This window comes from Streptomyces sp. NPDC060205, from assembly GCF_042728395.1.
In the GTDB taxonomy this organism is placed as follows: Bacteria; Actinomycetota; Actinomycetes; order Streptomycetales; family Streptomycetaceae; genus Streptomyces.
The window spans coordinates 14310-35880 of sequence record NZ_JBHWZP010000020.1; the positions used below are offsets into that span (position 1 = coordinate 14310).

A 21571-nucleotide genomic window follows, 5' to 3' on the forward strand; every position below is an offset into this window, starting at 1 on the left:
GCATCTGTAGAACTTTCCTCCGAAATGTGCCGCGTCGTCCCCGCACTTGACGCAACGACGGAGGAAAGACGCCATGAGTTTCGGCGATCCGAACAACCCCTACGGTCCGCCTCCCCAGGGCCAGCAGCCCGGCTATCCGCCGCAGCAGCCGCAGGGCCAGCCCGGCTATCCGCCGCAGGGCCAGCCCGGTTACGGCTACCCGCAGGGCGCCCCGCCCCAGCAGCCCGGCTACGGCTACGGCTACCCGCAGCAGCCGGCGTATCCCGGTTACCCGGGCGGCAACCACATCCCGATGGAGATGCCGGGTCTGATGAAGACCGCGCGCGTCCTGCTGTTCATCCTGGCGGGCCTGCAGATCCTGTTCGGGATCATCGCCGGCATAGCCATCGGCGCCGCACAGGACGCGTCGAACGGCTTCGGCAGCGGCGACGACACCGACACCCTCGCGGGCCTGGGCTTCGTGCTCGCGGCGTTCCTGGTCGGCGTCGGCGCCCTGTCGATCTTCCTGGGCGTGAAGTTCAAGACCGGCGGCACGGGCATCCGCGTCACGACGATCGTGTACGCGTCGCTGATGATCCTCGGCGGTCTCAGCAACCTCGTGCAGGGCGGCGGCGGTTCCGTCACCTTCGGCGGGATCATCTCCCTGGCCATCGCCGGCATCATCCTCGCCTCGATGGTGAACGGCGCCGCCTCGGCCTGGTTCAAGCGCCCGCGGTACTGATCCGGAAAAACGGCTCGTCCGCGCCGTACACGCGCCGTTCACACGCCAAGGGCCGTGCTCCGCCTCGCGAGGGGGAACACGGCCCTGGCGCGTACCGGGGTCCTGCCGGAGTCCTAGTGGAAGAAGTGGCGCGTCCCCGTGAAGTACATGGTGACGCCCGCCTTCTTGGCCGCCTCGACGACCAGGTCGTCGCGGACCGAACCGCCGGGCTGGACCACTGCCCTGACGCCGGCCGCGGTCAGGATCTCCAGGCCGTCGGGGAACGGGAAGAAGGCGTCCGAGGCGGCGAAGGAGCCCCGGGCCCGCTCGGCGCCCGCGCGCTCGACCGCGAGCTTGGCGGAGTCGACGCGGTTGACCTGGCCCATGCCGACGCCGACGGAGGCGCCGTCCTTGGCGAGGAGGATCGCGTTGGACTTGACGGCCCGGCAGGCGCGCCAGGCGAAGGCCAGCTCGTCCAGCTCGCCCGGCGAGAGGGCGTCGCCGGTCGCGAGGGTCCAGGAGGACGGGTCGTCGCCGTCGGCCTGGAGCCGGTCGGTGACCTGCAGGAGCCGGCCGCCGTCGATCTGCTTGACCTCGACCTGCGCGGACGGCGCCTGGTGGGCGCGCAGCACGCGGATGTTCTTCTTCTTGGCGAGGGCCTCCAGCGCGCCGTCCTCGTACTCGGGCGCGACGATGACCTCGGTGAAGATCTCCGCGACCTGCTCCGCCATCTCCTTGGAGACGGGGCGGTTGACGGCGATGACGCCGCCGAACGCGGAGAGCGGGTCGCAGGCGTGCGCCTTGCGGTGCGCCTCGGCGACGTTCGCGCCGATCGCGATGCCGCACGGGTTGGCGTGCTTGATGATCGCGACGCACGGGTCGTCGTGGTCGTACGCGGCACGGCGCGCGGCGTCCGTGTCCGTGTAGTTGTTGAAGGACATCTCCTTGCCGTGCAGCTGCTCGGCGTCGGCCAGGCCGCCCGTCCCGTCGACGTACAGCGCGGCACCCTGGTGCGGGTTCTCGCCGTAGCGCAGGGTGTTGCGCTTCTCGAAGGTCGAGCCGATGAACTCGGGGAAGCCCGAGTCGTCGGCGGGCGCGTACTCGCTCGCGAACCAGGAGGCGACGGTGACGTCGTACGCGGCGGTGTGCTGGAAGGCCTCGGCGGCGAGCCGCTTGCGGGCGTGCAGGTCGAAGCCGCCGTCGCGGACCGCGGACAGCACGTCGGCGTACCGCTCGGGGCTGGTGACCACGGAGACGGACGGGTGGTTCTTGGCAGCGGCGCGGACCATCGAGGGTCCGCCGATGTCGATCTGCTCGACGCACTCGTCGGGGGTGGCACCCGAGGCGACGGTCTCCCGGAAGGGGTAGAGGTTCACGACGACCAGCTGGAACGGCTCGACGCCCAGCTCGCCGAGCTGCTCCCGGTGGGACTCAAGGCGCAGGTCGGCGAGGATGCCCGCGTGCACGCGCGGGTGCAGCGTCTTGACCCGGCCGTCCAGGCACTCGGGAAAGCCGGTGAGCTCCTCGACCTTGGTGACGGGGACCCCGGCGGCGGCGATCCTCGCGGCGGTGGAACCGGTGGAGACCAGCTCCACGCCGGCCGCGTGCAGGCCCTGGGCGAGCTCTTCGAGTCCGGTCTTGTCGTAGACGCTGACGAGCGCGCGCCGGATGACGCGCTTGCTGCCCTCGGCCGTGTCTGTGCTGCCGGCGCTGCCTGCGCTGCCTGTGCTCTCGGCGGTCACTGGATAACTACCTTTCGTCCCTCGATGCGATAGCCGTTGCGGGCGAGCCGCCCCACGACATCGACGAGCAGCCTTCGCTCGACTTCCTTGATGCGCTCATGGAGAGCGGATCCATCGTCTTCGTAGTCCTCGTTGCGGACCTCGACCACGCCCTGGGCGATGATCGGGCCGGTGTCGACGCCGTCGTCGACGAAGTGGACGGTGCACCCGGTGACCTTCGCGCCGTAGGCGAGGGCGTCGCGGACGCCGTGCGCCCCCGGGAAGCTGGGCAGCAGCGCGGGGTGGGTGTTCACGCACCGGCCGCCGAAGCGGGCCAGGAACTCCTTGCCCACGATCTTCATGAACCCGGCGGACACGACGAGATCCGGTGCGTACGACTCGGTGGCCTCGGCCAGGGCCGCGTCCCACTCGGCACGGGTCCCGTAGTCCTTCACCCGGTGGACGAAGGTCGGCAGCCCGGCGCGCTCGGCGCGCTCAAGCCCCGCGATGTTCCCGCGGTCCGCGCCGACCGCGACGATCTCGGCTCCGTAGCCGGCCACTCCCTGGGACGCGATGGCGTCGAGGAGGGCCTGCAGATTCGTACCTGATCCGGAGACCAGCACGACGAGGCGCTTGGCCTTGGCCACGGCGGGGCCCTTTCTCGGGGAGTGCCTTTGTATGGTCGTACGAATGCTTCGCGCCCCCGGATACGGGGAAGTCTACGAAGCGGCCGACCGCCAGCAACGATACCGGCACACCGGACGGCCCCCACGGGACGGGGGCGTGGCCGGAAGGTAGCGTCAGGGGAGGAACCACCCCGGGAAGACGGTCCGCGCAGGGGAACGCCTTGTGCACACGGGACGTTGACCAGGGACAGGTACAGGCACGAATGTCCGGGAAGTGAGCCCCGGAGGCGTGGCCGACCCTGTGCACAGCTGCCCGCCGGTCACCGGCGCCGATCACCACCGCCCGACACCACCAAGGGGAAGACGCACACCTGATGCCGGACCGAAGTCTCCGACGCCCTCCGCTCCTGCTGCGCGAGCGGCGCTCCTCCCCCACCCCACCGCGGGAGAGCGACGACGTGCCCGAGAGCGGGCAGGGCTCCGGCGCGCCGGGAAACCCCTCGGACGACAATCCCTTCGCCCCGCCGCCGGAGGGCACCCCCGACCGGCCGTGGCAGCCGCGGCGGCCCGTGGGCGGCCAGGGTCAGGACGGCAGGGGCGGCCAGGACGACGGCAGCTCCCCCTGGGGCAGCCAGTGGAGCGACCGGCAGCCGGGGCCCGCGCAGGGCGGCCGTTTCGGTGACAGGCCGGGCTCCGGGAACTCGGGCGGCGGCCAGGGCGGCCCCGAGGGCTCCGGCGGCCCTGGTACGGGGATGCGCTGGGACCCGACCGACCCCGCGCAGCGACGCGCACGGTACGCGCTGCTGTCCGGCATGTGGGCGTTCTTCTTCGCCCTCTTCAGCTGGCCGTACGTGGCGCTGCTGCTCGGCGCGCTCGCCCTGTACTGGTCGATCAGCGCCCTGCGCGCCAAGCCCCGCCCGGCGGACCCGGACACTCCGGCGCCGCCCGGCCGGGACTCGAAGCCGCAGACCACCGCGGCGATCAGCGGTCTCGTCACGGCGTCCCTGGCGCTCGTCCTGGTCGCGACGACGTTCACGGCCCAGCTCGTGTACCGCGACTACTACACCTGCGTGAACGACTCCCTCACCAACACGGCGAAGAAGTCCTGCGACACGCTGCTGCCGGACGAGCTGCAGCGGTTCCTCGGCACCAGCGACTGACCCGGGCGCGGGTGCCGTGGGCCGGCCCTCAGTCCGGGGGGTCGACCCGGTCGACGGGGGCGGACGCGTTCTTCAGCGCCGCCCAGCGGGTCTCGCGTGAGACGTCGTCGTGCCAGAGGGAACCGTAGGACTCGGAGGGCGGCAGGAAGTCGTACGGCTCGAAGTCGGGATCGACGGCCGCACGACTGCCGTCGGCCTCAGGGGACTCGCTCCCGGTCCGCCCCCCGCGCCGGAACCGCGAGAACCACCGGGTCCGCGAGGACGGCTCCGGTCCGGCGGAGCGCGGAGAGCCGGGCCGAGACCCGGTCACCGGTTCGGCGGAACCGGAGGGGCTTCGGCGCGAGGGCTTGGACGTGGGTTCGGGCTCCTGCTCGGGCGAGGGCCAGGGTGCGGGCCCTGCCGGGGGCACGGGTGAGACCGACGGGCTCTGAGCCGCCTGGGCGGGCGGCGCTTGGGCGGACGGCGCCTGGGCAGGCGGCGCCTCGACGGATGGCGCTTGGGCGGCCGGCGTCCGGGCCGACGGCTCGCGCACCGGGACCGGGGAGGCAGCGGAGGCAGCGGAGGCCACGGACGCGCTCGCCGAGGACGCGGGGGGCACAGACCCGCTCGCCCGTGACGCAGGGGTCGCAGACCCGCCCTCCGGAGACGTCGACCTCGGGGAAGCGTCCGTCGGGGACACGGGCCCCGCGGATCCGTCCGTCGGGTACATCGGGCGCGTAGCCCCCGGCAGCGGAGCCACCGGGCCCGCGGGCGCGTCCGGCGGCGACGCCGGGCCGGGAGACCCGTTCGGAGCAAGCGAACTGGGAGACCCCTTGACCCGGGACACCGGACTCGAAGCCCCGTTCACCGGAGCCGCCGGGGTCGGAGACCCGCTGCCCGGGACCACCGGACTCGAAGTCCCGTTCACCGGAGCCGCCGGTCCCGGGGACCCGCCCGCCGGGGACACCGGGCGCGAAGCCTTCGCCGGAGTCGGAGCCGGAGCCGGAGGTTCGTGGGCCAGGAACTCGTAGATCGAGTGCTCCCCGGTCGCCCGTTCCCCGGTCGCCCGCTTTCCGGTCGGCTGCCCCTCGGGTGCCTGTCCGTCGGGGGATCGTTCGAGGTGCCGTGCGCGCCGAGCCCGGAGGTCCCGTACGCGGAAGGCCCGTACCCGGCGCGCCCAGCCCCGTACGCCGCCTGAGTCCGCCGAGCGAACGCGAGGGGTCCGGGGTGCGCGCAGGCGCCAGGAGCGCAGGGCCAGGCCCGTCGGGAGACCCACCGCCGCGATCCAGAGCGCCGCGGCCGGACCCGTCTGCCACCAGACAGGGCCGAAGTCGGCGAGCGCGGCCACCCCGAGGGGCCCGCCCGCCAGGGCCGCGAGGACCGCGAGGGCCAGGCCGCACAGGGCCGCCGAGAGCGCCAGGGTCCCGGCGGTGCGTCCGGTCGACCAGGCCGCCGCGCGCCGGGCGGCCACCGAGGCCGCGTCCTCTCCCCCGGCCGCCCGCGTGCGCCCCGGCACCCCCGCCCCGACCGTGAACCACGCCACCACCACGCCGGCCACCAGGGGCACGGCTCCCGCCGCCCAGTTCGGCGCTGTTCCCGGACCGGCGTCCGGAAGGGCCGCCAGCAGGGGGAAGGGGGGCAGCCGCGAGCCGGGATCCGACAGCAGAGGACCCGCCGTGTGCGCGGCCCCCAGCGCGAAACCGGGGCCGAGCGCGTACGCGGCCCCCCACACCGCCGCGTTCGGGACGAGCGCAAGCGCCAGCAGCAGCACCGCGAACCGCCCCGACCAGCTGTCCGTGAGCTGCAGGAACGACAGCCGCGCCGGACCTCCGTGCCACACGAGCGAGACCCCGACGAGGACGGCCCCGCCGCCCACGAGCACCGCGGCCCCGGCAGCGGCGGCGCGAGTGGCGGCCAGGAGCCGCGCCCGGGCGTCCGAGGACATGACGGACCCGAGTTGAAGGGTGTCGAGAGCCTGGCGCAGAGCCCGTGGCAGCGGCCCGGGCAGCCGCCCGTACGCCGTCCGGACGCCCGCTCCCGCCGCGGTCGCCACGAGCAGCGGCGGCACCACGACGACAGACGCCCACGACGGGCTCGGTTCGCCGCCCGAGGCGTACACCGCGGCGGCTGCGCCGACCGTCAGATAGCCCGCGACGGTTCCGGCCCACGCCCCGCGGACGGCGGACGACGACGCCAGGGACGTGTCGCCGTCGGTCTCCTTGCCGTCCGCCGCGTCACGTGCCGCGCGGTGCAGCAGCCACACCGGCAGGGCGACGAGGAGCAGCGGAGTCACACCGATGGGTGCGGGTACGCCGGACAGCGTGTCCGTGCGGACGAGTTCGGCGCCGTGCGCCAGCAGCCACAGCGCGGCGGCGACGTGCAGGGCCCCGTCGGGGCCGCTGTCCGGGTAGGGCGAACTGATCCACAGGACCGTCACGAGGACGGCGAGCGCCGCGAGCCCGAGGCCCGCCGCGAGCGCGCCGCCGGCCAGGCCCGCGGCCAGTCCGGGCGACCGTTCACGCAGCCGGGCGAGCGGCGGCGGCAACGACGGGCTGCGGTCCGGGCTGCGATCGGGGCTGCGATCGGTCATCTGGGTCACGCCCGCCATGCTCCCAACGACACGCGCTTTCCCGTCGTAACAGGCGAACCTCGGATGTGTCGCTCAATATACGTTTTATGTACTTTTACGTACGGAAGGGTGCCCGGTGACGCAGACCGCTGCCCCCGCCGACGCCGGTACCGAGGCGGAGGCCGAGACCGAAGCCGTTACGGACGACGCCCTGACACCCGCTCAGGCCTTCGACGCCCTGTACGCGTACGCCGCCCCCGCCCTCGTACGGCAGGCGTATCTGCTCACCGGGCGGCGGGAGCTGGCGCGGGAGTCCGTGGAGCGGGCCTTCCAGCTGGCGTGGCAGCGCTGGCCCGAGGTGGCGGTCGACCGGGATCCGGCGGGCTGGGTGCGGGCGGCGGCGTACGAGTACGCGATGTCGCCCTGGCACCGGCTGCGGCTGCGCCACCGCGCCCCGGAGCCGCCGCCGGCCGCCCTGGACGACCGCCGGCTGCTGTCCACCCTGCTGAACCTGCCGCCCGTGTACCGGCGGACCCTGCTCCTGTACGACGGGGTCGGGATCGGGCTGGCGGAGACCGCGGCCGAGACGGAGGCGAGCACTCCGGCGGCCGCGAACCGGCTGCTGTACGCGCGCGCGGCCGTCGCCCGGCGCCTGCCGGAACTGGCGGAGAAGGAGGAGCTGCGGCGGCGGCTCATGGAGCTGGGCGGCACGGAACGGCTGCGGACCGCCCCGAAGCCCGTCGTGGTGCGCTCGGGCAGCGAGCGCCGGGCCCGCCGCTGGACCCGCGCGGCCATCGCCTTCACGGTCCTGATCATCGGCTCCACCGCGTTCACGCTGCACACGGCGCCCGATCACTACGAGGCCCCGCAGGCCCCGGCCACGAAGGTGCCGGGCGTTCCGCCGCGGTCCGGCCCGGGCCCGCTGTCCGAGGAGGACCTGGAGCTGCGGGCCACCCTGCGGGGCATGTTCGGCAAGGGGCCGCACAGGCTCGTACCGCAGCTGCGCTGAGAGCCGCCGCCCGGCAACGCGGACGGGCCCGCACCCCCGGTGAGGGTGCGGGCCCGTCGGCGTACCGGCGAACGGTGAACCGGCTGGTCAGCCGGCCAGGATGGCGCGGGCCAGCTTCGCCGTCTCGGTCGGCGTCTTGCCGACCTTGACACCGGCGGCCTCAAGGGCCTCCTTCTTGGCGGCGGCCGTGCCGGAGGAGCCGGAGACGATGGCGCCGGCGTGGCCCATGGTCTTGCCCTCGGGCGCGGTGAAGCCCGCGACGTAGCCGACGACCGGCTTCGTCACGTTCTTCGCGATGTAGTCCGCCGCACGCTCCTCGGCGTCGCCGCCGATCTCACCGATCATGACGATCAGGTCGGTGTCGGGGTCGGCCTCGAACGCGGCGAGCGCGTCGATGTGCGTCGTACCGATGACCGGGTCGCCACCGATGCCGACGGCCGACGAGAAGCCGATGTCACGCAGCTCGTACATCATCTGGTACGTCAGCGTGCCGGACTTGGAGACCAGGCCGATACGGCCCGGCTTCGTGATGTCGCCCGGGATGATGCCGGCGTTGGACTGGCCCGGGGTGATGAGACCGGGGCAGTTCGGGCCGATGATGCGGGTCTTGTTGCCCTTCGACTTCGCGTACGCCCAGAAGGCGGCGGAGTCGTGGACGGCGATGCCCTCGGTGATGACGACCGCGAGGGGGATCTCGGCGTCGATGGCCTCGACGACGGCGGCCTTGGAGAAGGCCGGCGGCACGAAGAGGACGGACACGTTGGCGCCCGTCTTCTCGATGGCCTCGGCGACCGTGCCGAAGACGGGGATGTCGGTGCCGTCGAAGTCGACCGACGTGCCGGCCTTGCGCGGGTTCACGCCGCCGACGATGTTCGTGCCGTCGGCGAGCATGAGCTTGGTGTGCTTCATGCCCGTGGCACCGGTCATGCCCTGGACGATGACCTTGCTGTCCTTGTTGAGGAAGATAGCCATGGCTGTTCTGTCCCTCGTCCCTTACTTCGCGGCCGCGAGCTCGGCGGCCTTGTCGGCCGCGCCGTCCATGGTGTCCACGCGCTGCACCAGCGGGTGGTTGGCGTCGGAGAGGATCTTGCGACCCAGCTCGGCGTTGTTGCCGTCGAGACGCACGACCAGCGGCTTGCTGACCTCCTCGCCCTTGTCGGCGAGCAGCTGCAGCGCCTGGACGATGCCGTTGGCGACCTCGTCACAGGCGGTGATGCCACCGAAGACGTTGACGAACACGGACTTGACGTCCGGGTCGCCGAGGATGATCTCCAGGCCGTTCGCCATGACCGCGGCGGAGGCGCCGCCGCCGATGTCGAGGAAGTTGGCCGGCTTCACGCCGCCGTGGTTCTCACCGGCGTACGCGACGACGTCGAGGGTGCTCATGACGAGACCCGCGCCGTTGCCGATGATGCCGACCTCGCCGTCGAGCTTGACGTAGTTGAGGTTCTTCGCCTTGGCGGCGGCCTCCAGCGGGTTGGCCGACTCCTTGTCCTCAAGAGCGGCGTGGTCCGCCTGGCGGAACTCGGCGTTCTCGTCCAGGGAGACCTTCCCGTCCAGCGCCAGCACGGCGCCGGAGGCGACCTTGGCGAGGGGGTTGACCTCCAGGAGGAGCGCGTCCTCCTTGACGAAGGTCTCCCACAGGGTCACGAGGATCTCGGCGACCTTCTCGGCCACCTCGGCCGGGAACTTCGCGAGGGCCACGATCTCGCGGGCCTTCTCGATCGAAACGCCCTCGACGGCGTCGACCGGAACCTTCGCGAGGGCCTCGGGGGTCTTCTCCGCGACCTCCTCGATGTCCATGCCGCCCTGTACGGACGCCATGGCAAGGAAGGTGCGGTTCGTGCGGTCGAGGAGGTACGAGACGTAGTACTCCTCAAGGATCTCCGGGGCCGTCTCGGCGATCATCACCTTGTGGACCGTGTGGCCCTTGATGTCCATGCCGAGCATGTCCGTCGCGCGAGCGACGGCCTCGTCCGGGGTGGCGGCCAGCTTCACGCCGCCGGCCTTGCCGCGGCCACCGACCTTGACCTGCGCCTTGACGACGGACTTGCCGCCAAGTCGCTCGGTCGCCGCGCGCGCCCCTTCAGGCGTGTCGATGACTTCACCGGCCAGCACCGGTACACCGTGCTTGGCGAAGAGGTCCCTCGCCTGGTACTCGAACAGGTCCACGCGCGTCCGTCCCTATCAGGTAATTCGCGGTTCGTTGTCTGCGTGGGCGTGCCGCGAGGGCAACGTGACTGCGCGGTCACAAGGAGGGCGTGAGCACGGTGGCCGGCACGCGGCATGTCCGCCTCGCAGGTTATCCCCGCCGATGGTGGGGTCGTAAATCGCAGATCACACCTGGGCGGTGATTACGGTCACAGATTGCCAGAGTAAAGGGCCTCACCAGGCTGGGGTTTGCCTGGTGAGGCCCCGTGAACAGCCCCTGTTCGTGGCGCCAGGGGCGTGGTCCGGCGGTCCTCACCCCAATGAGGACCATCGGACCGGACCGCGGGGTCGTGCCCGTACGGACCGAACGGATTCCGGCCGTACGGGCCTGCGCCCCGCGGAGTAGGAGAAGGCACGCAGGCCTTCGGGAGGGGGGTCGTACGGCCGGCCGCCGGGCTCGGCCGTACGACAGGGGTGGTCAGACGCCGTACGCGGAACCGCCCCGCACCGGCGGCAGACAGCTCGGCGTGACGGACCGGGCCACGTCCTGGACGCCACCGGCCGCGTTCACGGCCAGGGGGACGGCGGCGGACCCGACGGCTCCGGTCAGTTCGCCCGCGAAGGGGACCGCCTGTCCGGCCGCCCCGGTCACGACCGGGGCCACCTCGCCGGCCACGCCGTACGCGAACGGCCGGATGTCGCCCGTCACGCCGTACGCGAGTGTCGTGGCGCTGTCGCCGGCTCCGTCCACGACCGGCTGGACGTACCGGACGACCGTGTCCACCACCGGGCGCACCGCGCCGCCGACACCGTCGGCGAACGGGGGCACCTGCTCCGCCACGCCCCGCGCGAACGGACCGACCCGGCCGCTCACCCCGTACGCGGCCGGCGGCACCTCGCCCACGACGCCGCCCGCCAGGGGGCCCACACCGCCTACGCCGCCCACGACACCGTCGGCGAGGACGGTCGCGTCACCGGCCGCCCGTCCCGCGACGGGGAGCACACCGCTCACCGCCGTACCGGCGACGGGCGGGAGGACGGAGGCGACCGTCTCGTCACCGACCTGGGCGACCAGACCGGTGCCGTACGGGGGAACGTCCGCGACCACACCGACGGCGTACGGGGCGACCTCCCCGACCACTCCGGTGGCGTACGGCCGGACGCTCCCGGCCACACCCGTCGCGTACGGGGTCACGTGGGCCACGGCTTCCCGGGCGAGGCCGGTGGTGTCGCCCACGGCACCGGTGGCGGCCCGGTCGGCACCGGCCACGGTCCGGCCGGCAACGGGCTCGACACCGCTCACCGCGTGTCCGGCGAGGGGCCCGGCCCCCTGCACGGCGGTGGCGGCGACCGGCGGCAGCACGGCGTCGGCCGTCCCACCGACGACGGCGGACCCGTCGACGGAAGCGCGGGCTCGCTCGGCCTCAAGGTCCGGGGCGAACGCCGAGAGGGGGCCGAAGAGGTAGTCGACCTCCTGCTGGGGGCGGGGGTCGGCCGCGGCGGCCGTATCGGTTGCGTCGGTTGCGTCGGCCACGTTCTTCGCCTGTGCGACCTGGCGCGTGGGCGGCTCGGTCTCGACGTGCTCACGTGCCTGGTCGGTGACCGCGTCGACCACCTCGGCCGCGGAGGCGGGCACATCCGGTACGGACACATCGGGTACGGACGCATCGGGTACGGACGCGGAGGCGGCGGGCAGTTCGTCGGCGCTCGCGACGGCGGAGCCGAGTGCCCATGCGCCGGAGACTCCGGCGGCTATGACGAGGGAACGGCGGATGTTCTTGTGCATGCGTACGTCAGATCCTTCGGATACCGAGAGTTCGGGATGACTGCGGGACGTCCGCACGAGGCCTGCGTGAGATCTGCGTGAGGTGTGCGTGACGTCCGGTGGGAGGGGCCGGATCTCCGGAAGGGTCGCCGCGCCGGTGGCGGGAGAGCTGATGAGGGGAGTCGAGCGACGACACCCACGCCCGGGACGGGCGCGCTCTCCGGGCAGGCGGACAGACCTGTTCGGCGGAGGGAGAGGCCGTCCCTAGCCGGGGAACGCCGGAACGTCCCGGTGCCGGTCCCGGGGCCCGGCCGCGGTGGCATCCGCGGCGGCGCCGGGCACCAGCGTCAGCCGGGCCCTCTCGTTGAACGTGACGGCCTGCGCGTCACCGTGCCTCGGCGATCCGGTGTCGACCGCGGAATGACGCGCCAACGCACCCGCGGGGTCACCGTCGGGTATCTGGTGCACGGGCGCCTGCACGGCACCCGTCACGTGGTCGTTCCAGCCGCTTCGGGCACGCCCCTGGTGGTGCACGCCGTCACCGGCCGGCGCGAGGTCACCGGCGAACCGCGGCCCGTACTCCGCCGGACCGCTGCCGGCGGCCGACTGCTTCCCGGCCGCTCGCTGCGGGCCCGACGCCTCGCCGGGCCGCTGCGGCTCCGCCGTCGAACCGGCCGGGAGGGTCTGACCGGGAATCGCGGGCAAGGGCAGGGGCAACGGCAGCACCGACGACTCGGGCAGCTCGGGAACACCGGGCAGCGTGGGCAGTTGGGGCACCGACGGCCACCACTGCGGTGGATCAGGCTGCTCGACGGCTCCCTCGCCCAGCCCGTCGGCTATTCCGCCGACCACGCCGTCGGTGATCTGATCCACCAGATCACCGATGGGCTGGACGCCGTGCCCCGCGGCCGGCGGCACGATCAGCTCGGTGACCGGCTGCACGACATCGTCGATGACCGGGCGAACGACGTCCTCGGTCACCGGCCGTACGACACGGTGGACTTCGTCGGCCAACGGCACCGGTCGCGCGTGCGAGCCCGGCGACTGCTCGCCCGGCCGCTGCTCGCCCGGCCGCTGCTCGCCGGACCGCTTGTGCGGGGTGCCCGAGGTCAGCCGCTCGGCCGAACCGGTCACCGAACGGACCAGCTCCGTAGGCTTCTTGGCCGGCACGACACCGTCCGCCGCGTGCGCCCGCTCCCCGCAGAGGAACCCCAGCACGAACAACCCGCCCACCAGCAGCACCACTTGCAGCACACGCCGCCCGGCCACTCCACGCGTCACACGCGGAGCGGTACCAGGCAGTACGGCCGACAGGACCAAGGCGGGCAGAACCTCCCGTGCGGAGGGACAGGACGGAGCGGGGTGCGCCGACGTCGTGGGGGTGGATCGGGGTGGACCAGGGTGGATCGAGGTGGGGTGGAGCTGGGTGGGGTGGAGCGGGGTGGGGCGCGGCCGCAAGGCTGCACGCCCCCGAAGGCCCGCCGATCCTCGCACGGGACTCCCGAGGTAGCGCAAGCCCCCTGTTACCGATGGATACTCATGTCCGCTTTTTCCCTCGCGCCCCTTCTCCCCTGCCCTCGCTCTGGCCCTCTCTTTTCCCCCGCAGTCCCTACCGCGCCGGGCTGCCGGTGTCCGGTATCGGCAGCGGGCGCTTCTCGATCGCCGCCGCCATCACCTCCGGGAAGAGGTCGGGCGTACAGGCGAACGCCGGTGCGCCCAGCCCCGCCAAGGCCGCCGCGTGTTCCCGGTCGTACGCCGGGGCGCCCTCGTCGGACAGCGCGAGCAGCGTCACGAACTGCACCCCGGACGCCTTCATCGCGGCGACCCGCTTCAGCATCTCGATCCGGATGCCCCCTTCGTAGAGGTCGCTGATCAGCACGACCACGGTGTCGGCGGGACGTGTGATCTGCGACTGGCAGTACGCGAGGGCCCTGTTGATGTCCGTGCCGCCGCCGAGCTGCGTGCCGAAGAGGACGTCGACCGGGTCGTCGAGCTGGTCGGTGAGGTCGACGACCGCCGTGTCGAAGACGACGAGCCGGGTGTTGATGGACCGCATCGAGGCGAGGACCGCGCCGAACACCGACGCGTACACGACCGACGCCGCCATCGAGCCCGACTGGTCGATGCAGAGGACGACCTCCTTCTTCACCGACTGCGAGGCACGTCCGTAACCGATGAGCCGCTCGGGCACGACCGTGCGGTACTCGGGCAGGTAGTGCTTGAGGTTGGCCGCGATCGTGCGGTTCCAGTCGATGTCCTGATGGCGCGGCCTGCTGATACGCGCACTGCGGTCGAGGGCCCCCGTGAGGGTCGCCCGGGTGCGGGTCGCGAGCCGCTTCTCCAGGTCCTCCACCACCTTGCGCACGACCGCCCGTGCCGTTTCCTTGGTCGTCTCGGGCATCGCCTTGTTCAGTGAGAGCAGGGTGCCGACCAGGTGGACGTCGGCCTCCACGGCCTCCAGCATCTCCGGCTCCAGGAGCAGCGTGGACAGGCCGAGGCGGTCGATGGCGTCCCGCTGCATGACCTGGACGACGGAGGACGGGAAGTACGTCCGGATGTCGCCCAGCCACCGGGCGACGGCCGGCGCGGACGCCCCGAGCCCCGCCGAACGCTCCTGCCCGGCCCGTGCCCTGCCGCCCTTCCCGTTCCCGTACAGCGCGCCGAGTGCGCCGTCCATCGCGGCGTCCTGGCCGGCGAGCGCGCAGCCCGTACCGTCCGCGTCGTCCCCGCCCAGCACGAGCCGCCAGCGCCGCAGCCGCTCGTCGGCGGCACCGGCCTGACCGGTCGCCCCCGTCCGGTCGGACCGGTCGGTCGCCCTCGTCCGGTCGGGCTGGTCGGTCGTTCCCGTGTCCACCGCTCCCCCGTTCATCGGCCCGCCCCCACAAGGTCGTTGTCTCCCGGACCGCTGCGATCGCCGAGATCTCCGGCACCGCCGTCGGCCTCGTCCAGCCCCAGCAGCAGGCGCAGCACCGGCAGTACGGCGCCGGCCCGGTCCTCGTCCAGGTCGGGCCCGAAGCCGGGTGTCCCGGAGACGGTGTCCGCGACGCTCCCGCGCGGGCCCGGCCCGCGCCGGACCAGTTCACCGAGGGTGCGGCGCACCCCGGGCTCGTACTCCGAGAAGGTGCGCCGCAGCAGCGGGAGTACGTCGGTGAACGCGTCCTGCGGCACACCGGTCAGCCAGGAGTCGACCAGGCCGAGCAGCCGTTCGTCGTGCACGAGCAGCATGCCGCCGCCCGATCCCCCGCCGACGAAGCCCTCGATCCACGCCGCCGCGTCGCCGGGTGCGGTGCCAGGTGACAGGACCAGCCCCATGAGCCGGGCCGTCTCGTCCTGCCCCAGTTTCCCGTCGTCCAGCAGCAGCCGGACGGCCCGCCCCCGGACGACGCCCGGAACGGTGTCCCGCGCGGACAGCGTGCCCAGCACGGAGTGCCACCGGCCGCGTATGCCGGCCCGGGGGTCCCCCGCGTCTCCCTCAGCCCCCTCAGCCCCCTCGGTGCCCTCGGCCAGCAGTCCGACCGCGCCGTGCACCGCGTCGACGTGGCCGCGCATCTCCTCGGCCGCATCGGCGTCGAGGGCGGCGCAGGCCGGGGGCAGCCCGACGAAGACCCGCTCCGCGAGCCCGGCGGCGACCTCGGCCAGGGCCTGGGTGCCCGTGCCCCGTACGTCGCCGTAGCGCAGGGAGCGGACGAGGGCGGGCAGCGCCTGGGCGAGATGGCCGACGTCGGCGTCCAGGGCGGCCCGGTCGGCGAGGATCCGCATGACCACGGGGAGGGCGTCCGGGAGGTCGGCGAGGAGGCAGCGCTCGGCGAGGCCAGTGACATCGGCCAGGGACCGGGCGCCGACCGCGTCCGTCTCGGCCTTGGCGGTCGCGGCGGCGATCACCGTCGTACCCCACACCCCCGCCTCGGCGACGCGCACCGCGAGCTCCGGCTCCCAGCGCAGCCGCCAGGTCTCCCGGAACGTGCCCGTGCTGCCCCGTGACGCGACCGGCTCTCCCCACCCGATACCGAGGAGGCGCAGCCGGTGCAGCAGTCTGCTGCGTCCGCCGTCGGTCTCCTTGCGCAGGTCGAGTTCCAGCTCCCGCTCCTGTGCCTCCGGCTTGAGCCGCAGCCGGCGCTGGAGCCGGGCGAGGTCGCGCTGGAGCGGGACGGCGGGTGCCGCCGCGGGCACCTCGCCCAGCTCGTCGCCGACAACGAGCCGGTCGTGCACGAGGGCCAACGGAACGTCCGAGCCCTCGCACATCACGGCCCGTACGGCGTCGGTGGTCTCGGTGAGACCCGGCAGGGGGCGGCCCCGCATGACCGCGAGCGTGTCGGCGAGCCGCACCGCCTCGATGACGTGCGCGGAGGAGACGGGCCGGTCCTCGTCCCGCAGCAGCCGGGCTACCTTCGTCATCCAGCGCTCTATGGGGCGGTCGGCGGAGGCGAACAGATGCCCGTACCAACCGGGCGAGTCGATGCCCGCTCCGTAACCACTCCTGCGGGAGAGCCGTCGGTGGGTCCAGGGCACCCAGGTCATGTCGGCCTTCACCTTGGGCAGTCCCTTGAGCAGGGCCCGGTCGGCGGCGACGGTGGTGCGCTGCCGCAGCGCGGGCACGTGCCAGGCGCCGCACACCACGGCCACGTCGTCCCCGAACTCCCGTTGCGCTGCCCGCACCTGGAGCCGCATGTACGCCTCGCGCACGAGATCCCGGTCGTGTCCCCCCGTCCCGTACACCTCCCGCAGCGCCTCCATGGCCTCGCCGAGCACTTCGAACGGTGCGAACGCGTCCTCCCCGCGCGCCCCCGGGTACTCGGTTCCCCGTGTCCCCCGGTGCTCGATCACGTCCTCCCACCACCGCTCGGGGTCGTCGTATCCGGCGGTCTCGGCGAGCACGGCGAGCGGGTCGATCCGCACGGCCCGGGCGGTCTCGGAAGGGGCCCCCTCCGGCTCCTCCTCGTCCTCCTCAGCCTCTTCCTTCTCGTCGTCCGTCTCGTCCGTCTCGTCCCGGGCGAGCGTGTGCGTGGCCGGGAGGTCGATGAAACGGGCCGGCACCTCGTGGTCCAGGGCCCAGCGGATGGCCACCCATTCCGGTGAGAACTCGGCGAGCGGCCAGAACGCCGACCGCCCCGGCTCGTCCACGACATGCGCGAGGAGCGCGACGGGCGGCCGCATGTCCTCCTCGGCGGCGAGCGCGATCAACGCGTCGGCCTCCGGCGGCCCTTCGAGGAGCACCACGCGCGGGCCCGCCGCGTCGAGTGCCGCCCGTACGGCCCGCGCCGAGCCGGGCCCGTGGTGGCGCACCCCCAGCAGCAGAGGCCCGGGCGGCCGGCGGACTCCGGCCTCACTCCTCCCGGCGTGCTCGCTCACGCGCTCACCTCCCGGCACGCCCGGTAGAAGTCCTTCCAGCCGTCGCGCTCGCGGACGACCGCCTCCAGATACTCCTGCCAGATGACACGGTCGGCCGCCGGGTCACGGACGACGGCGCCGAGGATGCCCGCGGCCACGTCCGAGGCGCGCAGGACGCCGTCGCCGAAGTGGGCGGCCAGGGCGAGGCCGCTGGTGACGACGGAGATCGCCTCGGCGGTGGACAGCGTCCCGCTGGGCGACTTGAGCTTCGTACGCCCGTCGGCCGTGACGCCGTCGCGCAGCTCGCGGAAGACGGTGACGACGCGGCGGATCTCGTCGATGCCGTCGGGCACCGCGGGCAGGTCCAGGGAGCGGCCGATCTGGTCGACCCGGCGCGAGACGATGTCGACCTCGGCGTCGGCGCTCTCCGGCAGCGGCAGGACCACCGTGTTGAAGCGTCGCCGCAGGGCGCTCGACAGGTCGTTCACCCCGCGGTCGCGGTCGTTGGCCGTCGCGATGAGGTTGAAGCCACGGACGGCCTGCACCTCCGAGCCCAGCTCCGGGATGGGCAGGTTCTTCTCCGACAGGATCGTGATGAGCGTGTCCTGCACGTCGGCGGGGATGCGGGTCAGCTCCTCGACCCGGGCCGTCATCCCCTCGGCCATGGCCCGCATGACCGGGCTGGGCACAAGCGCGTCCCGGCTCGGTCCGTGCGCGAGCAGCTGCGCGTAGTTCCAGCCGTACCGGATCGCCTCCTCCGGTGTGCCGGCCGTGCCCTGCACGAGGAGGGTGGAGTCGCCGCTGACCGCCGCCGCCAGATGCTCGGACACCCAGGTCTTCGCCGTGCCGGGCACGCCGAGCAGGAGCAGCGCCCGGTCGGTGGCGAGCGTGGTCACGGCCACTTCGACGATGCGGCGCGGTCCCACGTACTTCGGCGTGATCACCGTGCCGTCCGGCAGCGTGCCGCCCAGCAGGTAGGTCGCGACGGCCCACGGTGACATCCGCCAGCGGGCGGGCCGCGGGCGGTCGTCCTGCGCGGCCAGCGCGGCGAGTTCGGAGGCGAACGCGTCCTCGGCGTGCGGCCGCAACTCCTCGCCCCTGTCCGGCGCGGACACGGCCGCGGGCACGCCTTCGGACTGGTGGTGGTTCGGGTCGACGGACGTCGGGTCGACGGACACGGACATGGAGCGGTCCCCCTTGCGGCTCGGCCGGTTCGGATCTGGTACCACCGTGCACCACGCCACTGACAATCGGCTCTGACCTGCGCGAACAGGCCCGTCACAGGCGATTGTCAGTGGCGGGATCTACCTTCGGACCCATGACTCAGCAGGGGGTGCGCTGGACTGCGGATCAGGTGCTTGCACTGGCGCCTGACACCGCGTCACGCAAGGCGGGCAGCAAGCTCGGCGCGGCCGGGCCGTGGTCGGAGGCGGGCAGTTCCGAGGAGGGGGCGGTATGGGGCCTGTGCAAGGGAAGCGGCAGCAAGCCGTACCGGACTGTGATCGACATCGCGGACTCCACCGGGCCCGCGTACAAGTGCAGTTGCCCGAGCCGCAAGTTCCCGTGCAAGCACGCGCTGGGGCTGCTGCTGCTCTGGGCCGGCGAGGACGGCGCGGTGCCGCGGGGGAAGGCGCCGGACTGGGCGGACGAGTGGATGGAGGGGCGGCGGAAGCGCGCGGACGGCAAGCGGGCGCAGGACGCGGCCGGTTCGGCGTCCTCGGGTGACCCGGAGGCGGCGCGCCGCAGGGCGGAGCGGCGGGCCGAGTCGATCACCGCGGGGGCGTCGGAGCTGGAGCAGCGGCTGACCGATCTGCTGCGGGGCGGCCTGGCCTCGGCGGAACAGCGGGGGTACGGGCTGTGGGAGGAGACGGCGGCCCGCATGGTCGACGCGCAGGCGCCGGGACTCGCCGCGCGGGTGCGGGAGTTGGGGGCGATACCGTCGTCGGGGCCCGGCTGGCCCGTGCGGCTGCTGGAGGAGTGCGCGCTGCTCCACCTCCTCGACCAGGGCTGGCTGCGCCGTGCCGCGCTGCCCGACGCACTGGCCGCGACGGTCCGTTCCCGGATCGGGCTGCCCGGCTCGGCGGACGGTCCGCCGGTGCGCGACCAATGGCTGGTCCTGGCCCAGTACGACACCGCGGACAGCCGCCTCACCACCCGCCGCATCTGGCTGCACGGAGCCGAGTCGGGGCGCACGGCCCTGCTCCTCTCCTACGGGGCCGCCGGGCGCGCGCCGGAGTTGACGCTGCCCGTCGGGCTGACGATGGAGGCGGAGCTGTCGGCGTATCCCGGCGCGGGGCAGCTGCGGGCGGCGCTGGGCGAGCGGTTCGCCGCTCCGGCGCGCACGGAGTTCCGGCCGCCCGGGGTGGATGTGGCGCGGGCCGTCGCCCAGTACGGCGAGGCGCTCCGGGACGATCCGTGGCTCGACTCGCGGCCCGTGACACTGGCTCGCGTCATACCGACTCCGGACGGCGACGACTGGCAGCTGGCGGACGCCGACGGGGAGTTCGCCCTGCCGCTCACCCCGGCCGCCCGGTCCCGCTCCGGTCTGTGGCGTCTGGTCGCCCTGTCCGGCGGCGCTCCGGTGACGGTCTTCGGAGAGTGCGGCCACCGCGGCTTCTCCCCGCTCACGGCCTGGCCGGAGGGCCCGGGCGAGGCGGTGACCCTGTGCTGACGGCACCGCGCTCCGGCCTTCCCGACTCCCGTACGACTCGCGTCCCGCACCGCCTGCTCCGACGCCCCCTACGAGAGGAACGCCCATGACCAGCGCCCCTGTCCCTGCCTCCGCTCCCACCCCCGCCTCCACTCCTGCTGCCGCGGAAACGTCCGCCGGTAGCCACTGGGAGGAGCTGGTGACCGTCGCACTGCTGGGGACCACGCGGCGTACGCCGTCGGGGCTCACGTCCCGGCGCGACGCACCGACGGCGTTGCTGGACGCGGCGGCCGTGGAGACCGTGCGGAGACGGGCCGGGATGCGGCCGGGCCGGGCGGCGGCCCGGATCGAGCCCGCGGCAAAGGACCCCCGTCCCGCACTGCCACCGGCGGCGGCGCGCCGGCTGACGATGCTGCTCGCCGACCGGCCGGGGGCGGGGAGCAGTGGCCGCCGGGGGACGGCCCCCGACCTCATGGAGCTGCTGCCGCAGTGGCTCGCCACGGCGAACCGGCAGGGTTTCGCGGCTCCTCCCCAGGCGCTGCCCGCTCTGCTGGACGCGGCCCGGGGGCGTACGGACATCCGGCCGGCGGTGCTGACGTTCGCGGGGCCGCGCGCGCTGTGGCTGGCCCGGCTGAACGCGGACTGGCGGTTCGCGCTGCGGGCGGCCCCCGGCGGCGGCGCCCTACTGCCCGGGCCCGACGAGCCGGAGCGGATGAGCGCGCTGTGGGAGGAGGGGCTGTTCGCGGAGCGGGTCGCGCTGCTGGCGGCGGTCCGGGCCCGGGACGCGGGGGCCGCGCGGAATCTGCTCGCCGGGACGTGGGCGTCGGAGCGGGCCGAGGACCGGTTGATGTTCCTCGACTCGTTGCGCACGGGGCTGTGCGCGGCGGACGAGCCCTTCCTGGAGCGGGCGTTGGCCGACCGGAGCCGCAATGTGCGGGCCACCGCGGCGGAGCTGCTGTCCGCGCTGCCCGGCTCGGCGCTCGCCGGGCGGATGGCGGAGCGGGCCGGCTCGTGCGTCGCGGTCGACCGTACGCACGCCGCGCCGACGATAGCGGTGGAGGCGCCGCACGAGTGCGATCCCGGCATGGAGCGCGACGGCGTGGTGGCCAAGGCGCCGGCCGGCCGGGGTGAACGGTCGTGGTGGCTCGGCCAGTTGGTGGAGGCCGCCCCGCTGGACACCTGGTCGAGGCGGCTCGGGGGACGCACTCCGGAGGAGATCGTGGCGCTGCCCGTCGCCGACGACTGGCAGGACGAGCTGCATGCCGCCTGGTGCCGGGCGGCGGTACGGCAGCAGGACCCCTCCTGGTCCAGAGCGCTGCTGGGGACACCGGCGGCGCCGGAGGCGGGCGGGCCGGGAGCGGTTTCCCTGGCCGAGCGGGCGAAGCTGCTCGGCACGCTGGACGCCGAGGAGCGGGCCGGGTGGGTGGCGGGCTTCATAGCCGCGCACGGACTGTCGGAGGCGTTTCAGCTGCTCGGGGTGTGCGCGGTGCCCTGGGCCGGCCCGTTGGGGCGGGCGGTGGTGGACGCGCTCAACATCGCGCGGGACGCGGGGAGTTATCCATGGAGTTTCAGCGGGGTCATGGGGCTGGCCGAGCGCTGTCTGGATCCGGCGGAGGCCGTCCGCCTCGAAGCGCTCACAGCCGTCCCCGACGAATCGGAGAACGCGGCTCCGGGCGCCGGAGGCTACTGGGCGGAATCCTTCCAACGCCTGGTCACGACGCTCCGCCTGAGAGCTGCAATCCAAACGGAACTCACACAGAGCTGACCGCGCCCCCACAGGGGCGCGAGGAACGGCGCACACCCAGGGGCGCGGGGAACTGCGCAACCAACCACAACGAACCCGCACGAAACCCCACACCACCACCCCCACCCACCCAGGGGCGCGGGGAACTGCGCAACCAGCCACACCGGAC

15 protein-coding genes are annotated in these 21571 nt (G+C 73.6%); 5 read left to right on the forward strand and 10 right to left on the reverse strand.

Annotated elements, in window-relative coordinates:
* The first annotated feature begins 73 nt into the window (after positions 1-73).
* Positions 74-721: a hypothetical protein gene (locus tag ACFWGJ_RS05715; protein WP_387321305.1), complete on the forward strand. Its 648-nt coding sequence runs from the start codon at positions 74-76 to the stop codon at positions 719-721.
* Between the two features lie 113 nt (positions 722-834).
* On the opposite strand, the gene purH is transcribed toward ACFWGJ_RS05715, so the two are convergent.
* Both purH and purN read right to left on the reverse strand, forming a co-directional pair.
* Positions 835-2442: a bifunctional phosphoribosylaminoimidazolecarboxamide formyltransferase/IMP cyclohydrolase gene (gene purH, locus ACFWGJ_RS05720; RefSeq protein ID WP_387321306.1), complete on the reverse strand. Its 1608-nt coding sequence runs from the start codon at positions 2440-2442 to the stop codon at positions 835-837.
* Complete coding sequence (gene purN / locus ACFWGJ_RS05725) at positions 2439-3068, reverse strand: phosphoribosylglycinamide formyltransferase (protein ID WP_387321307.1); 630 nt, start codon at positions 3066-3068, stop codon at positions 2439-2441. Before purN ends, purH begins: the two co-directional genes overlap by 4 nt.
* Positions 3069-3421: 353 nt before the next feature.
* On the opposite strand from purN, the gene ACFWGJ_RS05730 reads away from it, so the two are divergent.
* On the forward strand, positions 3422-4207 hold the full coding sequence (locus ACFWGJ_RS05730) for a hypothetical protein (RefSeq protein WP_387321308.1): 786 nt from the start codon (positions 3422-3424) through the stop codon (positions 4205-4207).
* 28 nt (positions 4208-4235) lie between these two features.
* Here ACFWGJ_RS05730 and ACFWGJ_RS05735 read toward each other — a convergent pair whose 3' ends face one another.
* Positions 4236-6776 carry a DUF6350 family protein gene (locus tag ACFWGJ_RS05735; RefSeq protein WP_387321332.1) on the reverse strand — a complete coding sequence of 847 codons (2541 nt, stop codon included), beginning with the start codon at positions 6774-6776 and terminating at the stop codon, positions 4236-4238.
* Between the two features lie 115 nt (positions 6777-6891).
* Between ACFWGJ_RS05735 and ACFWGJ_RS05740 the strand changes: the two genes are divergently transcribed.
* The gene (locus ACFWGJ_RS05740; RefSeq protein WP_387321309.1) at positions 6892-7764 is read left to right on the forward strand and encodes an RNA polymerase subunit sigma-70; all 873 of its coding nucleotides are present in this window, start codon (positions 6892-6894) and stop codon (positions 7762-7764) included.
* 87 nt (positions 7765-7851) lie between these two features.
* On the opposite strand, the gene sucD is transcribed toward ACFWGJ_RS05740, so the two are convergent.
* The 7 genes from sucD to ACFWGJ_RS05775 form a co-directional block, all read right to left on the reverse strand.
* Positions 7852-8736, reverse strand: a complete 885-nt coding sequence (gene sucD / locus ACFWGJ_RS05745; protein ID WP_107015729.1) for a succinate--CoA ligase subunit alpha — start codon at positions 8734-8736, stop codon at positions 7852-7854.
* Between the two features lie 21 nt (positions 8737-8757).
* Positions 8758-9936, reverse strand: coding sequence for an ADP-forming succinate--CoA ligase subunit beta (sucC, locus tag ACFWGJ_RS05750; RefSeq protein ID WP_387321310.1), 1179 nt, complete (start codon positions 9934-9936; stop codon positions 8758-8760).
* A gap of 457 nt (positions 9937-10393) precedes the next feature.
* Complete coding sequence (locus ACFWGJ_RS05755; protein ID WP_387321311.1) at positions 10394-11701, reverse strand: hypothetical protein; 1308 nt, start codon at positions 11699-11701, stop codon at positions 10394-10396.
* 243 nt (positions 11702-11944) lie between these two features.
* A complete protein-coding gene (locus ACFWGJ_RS05760) occupies positions 11945-12961 on the reverse strand; it encodes a hypothetical protein (RefSeq protein ID WP_387321312.1) in 1017 nt (338 codons plus the stop codon).
* 328 nt (positions 12962-13289) lie between these two features.
* Positions 13290-14549, reverse strand: a complete 1260-nt coding sequence (locus tag ACFWGJ_RS05765; protein ID WP_387321313.1) for a VWA domain-containing protein — start codon at positions 14547-14549, stop codon at positions 13290-13292.
* Entirely contained in the window at positions 14546-17029 is a 2484-nt protein-coding gene (locus tag ACFWGJ_RS05770) for a DUF5682 family protein (protein ID WP_387321314.1), read from the reverse strand. Before ACFWGJ_RS05770 ends, ACFWGJ_RS05765 begins: the two co-directional genes overlap by 4 nt.
* Positions 17026-18192 (reverse strand): AAA family ATPase, encoded by a 1167-nt coding sequence (locus tag ACFWGJ_RS05775; protein ID WP_381832875.1) that lies wholly within the window; start codon positions 18190-18192, stop codon positions 17026-17028. Before ACFWGJ_RS05775 ends, ACFWGJ_RS05770 begins: the two co-directional genes overlap by 4 nt.
* A 134-nt stretch (positions 18193-18326) precedes the next feature.
* On the opposite strand from ACFWGJ_RS05775, the gene ACFWGJ_RS05780 reads away from it, so the two are divergent.
* Together ACFWGJ_RS05780 and ACFWGJ_RS05785 are read left to right on the forward strand one after the other, a co-directional pair.
* The gene (locus tag ACFWGJ_RS05780; protein WP_387321315.1) at positions 18327-19679 is read left to right on the forward strand and encodes an SWIM zinc finger family protein; all 1353 of its coding nucleotides are present in this window, start codon (positions 18327-18329) and stop codon (positions 19677-19679) included.
* Positions 19680-19764: 85 nt separating this feature from the next.
* A complete protein-coding gene (locus ACFWGJ_RS05785) occupies positions 19765-21423 on the forward strand; it encodes a DUF5691 domain-containing protein (protein ID WP_387321316.1) in 1659 nt (552 codons plus the stop codon).
* The last annotated feature ends 148 nt before the right edge of the window (positions 21424-21571 follow it).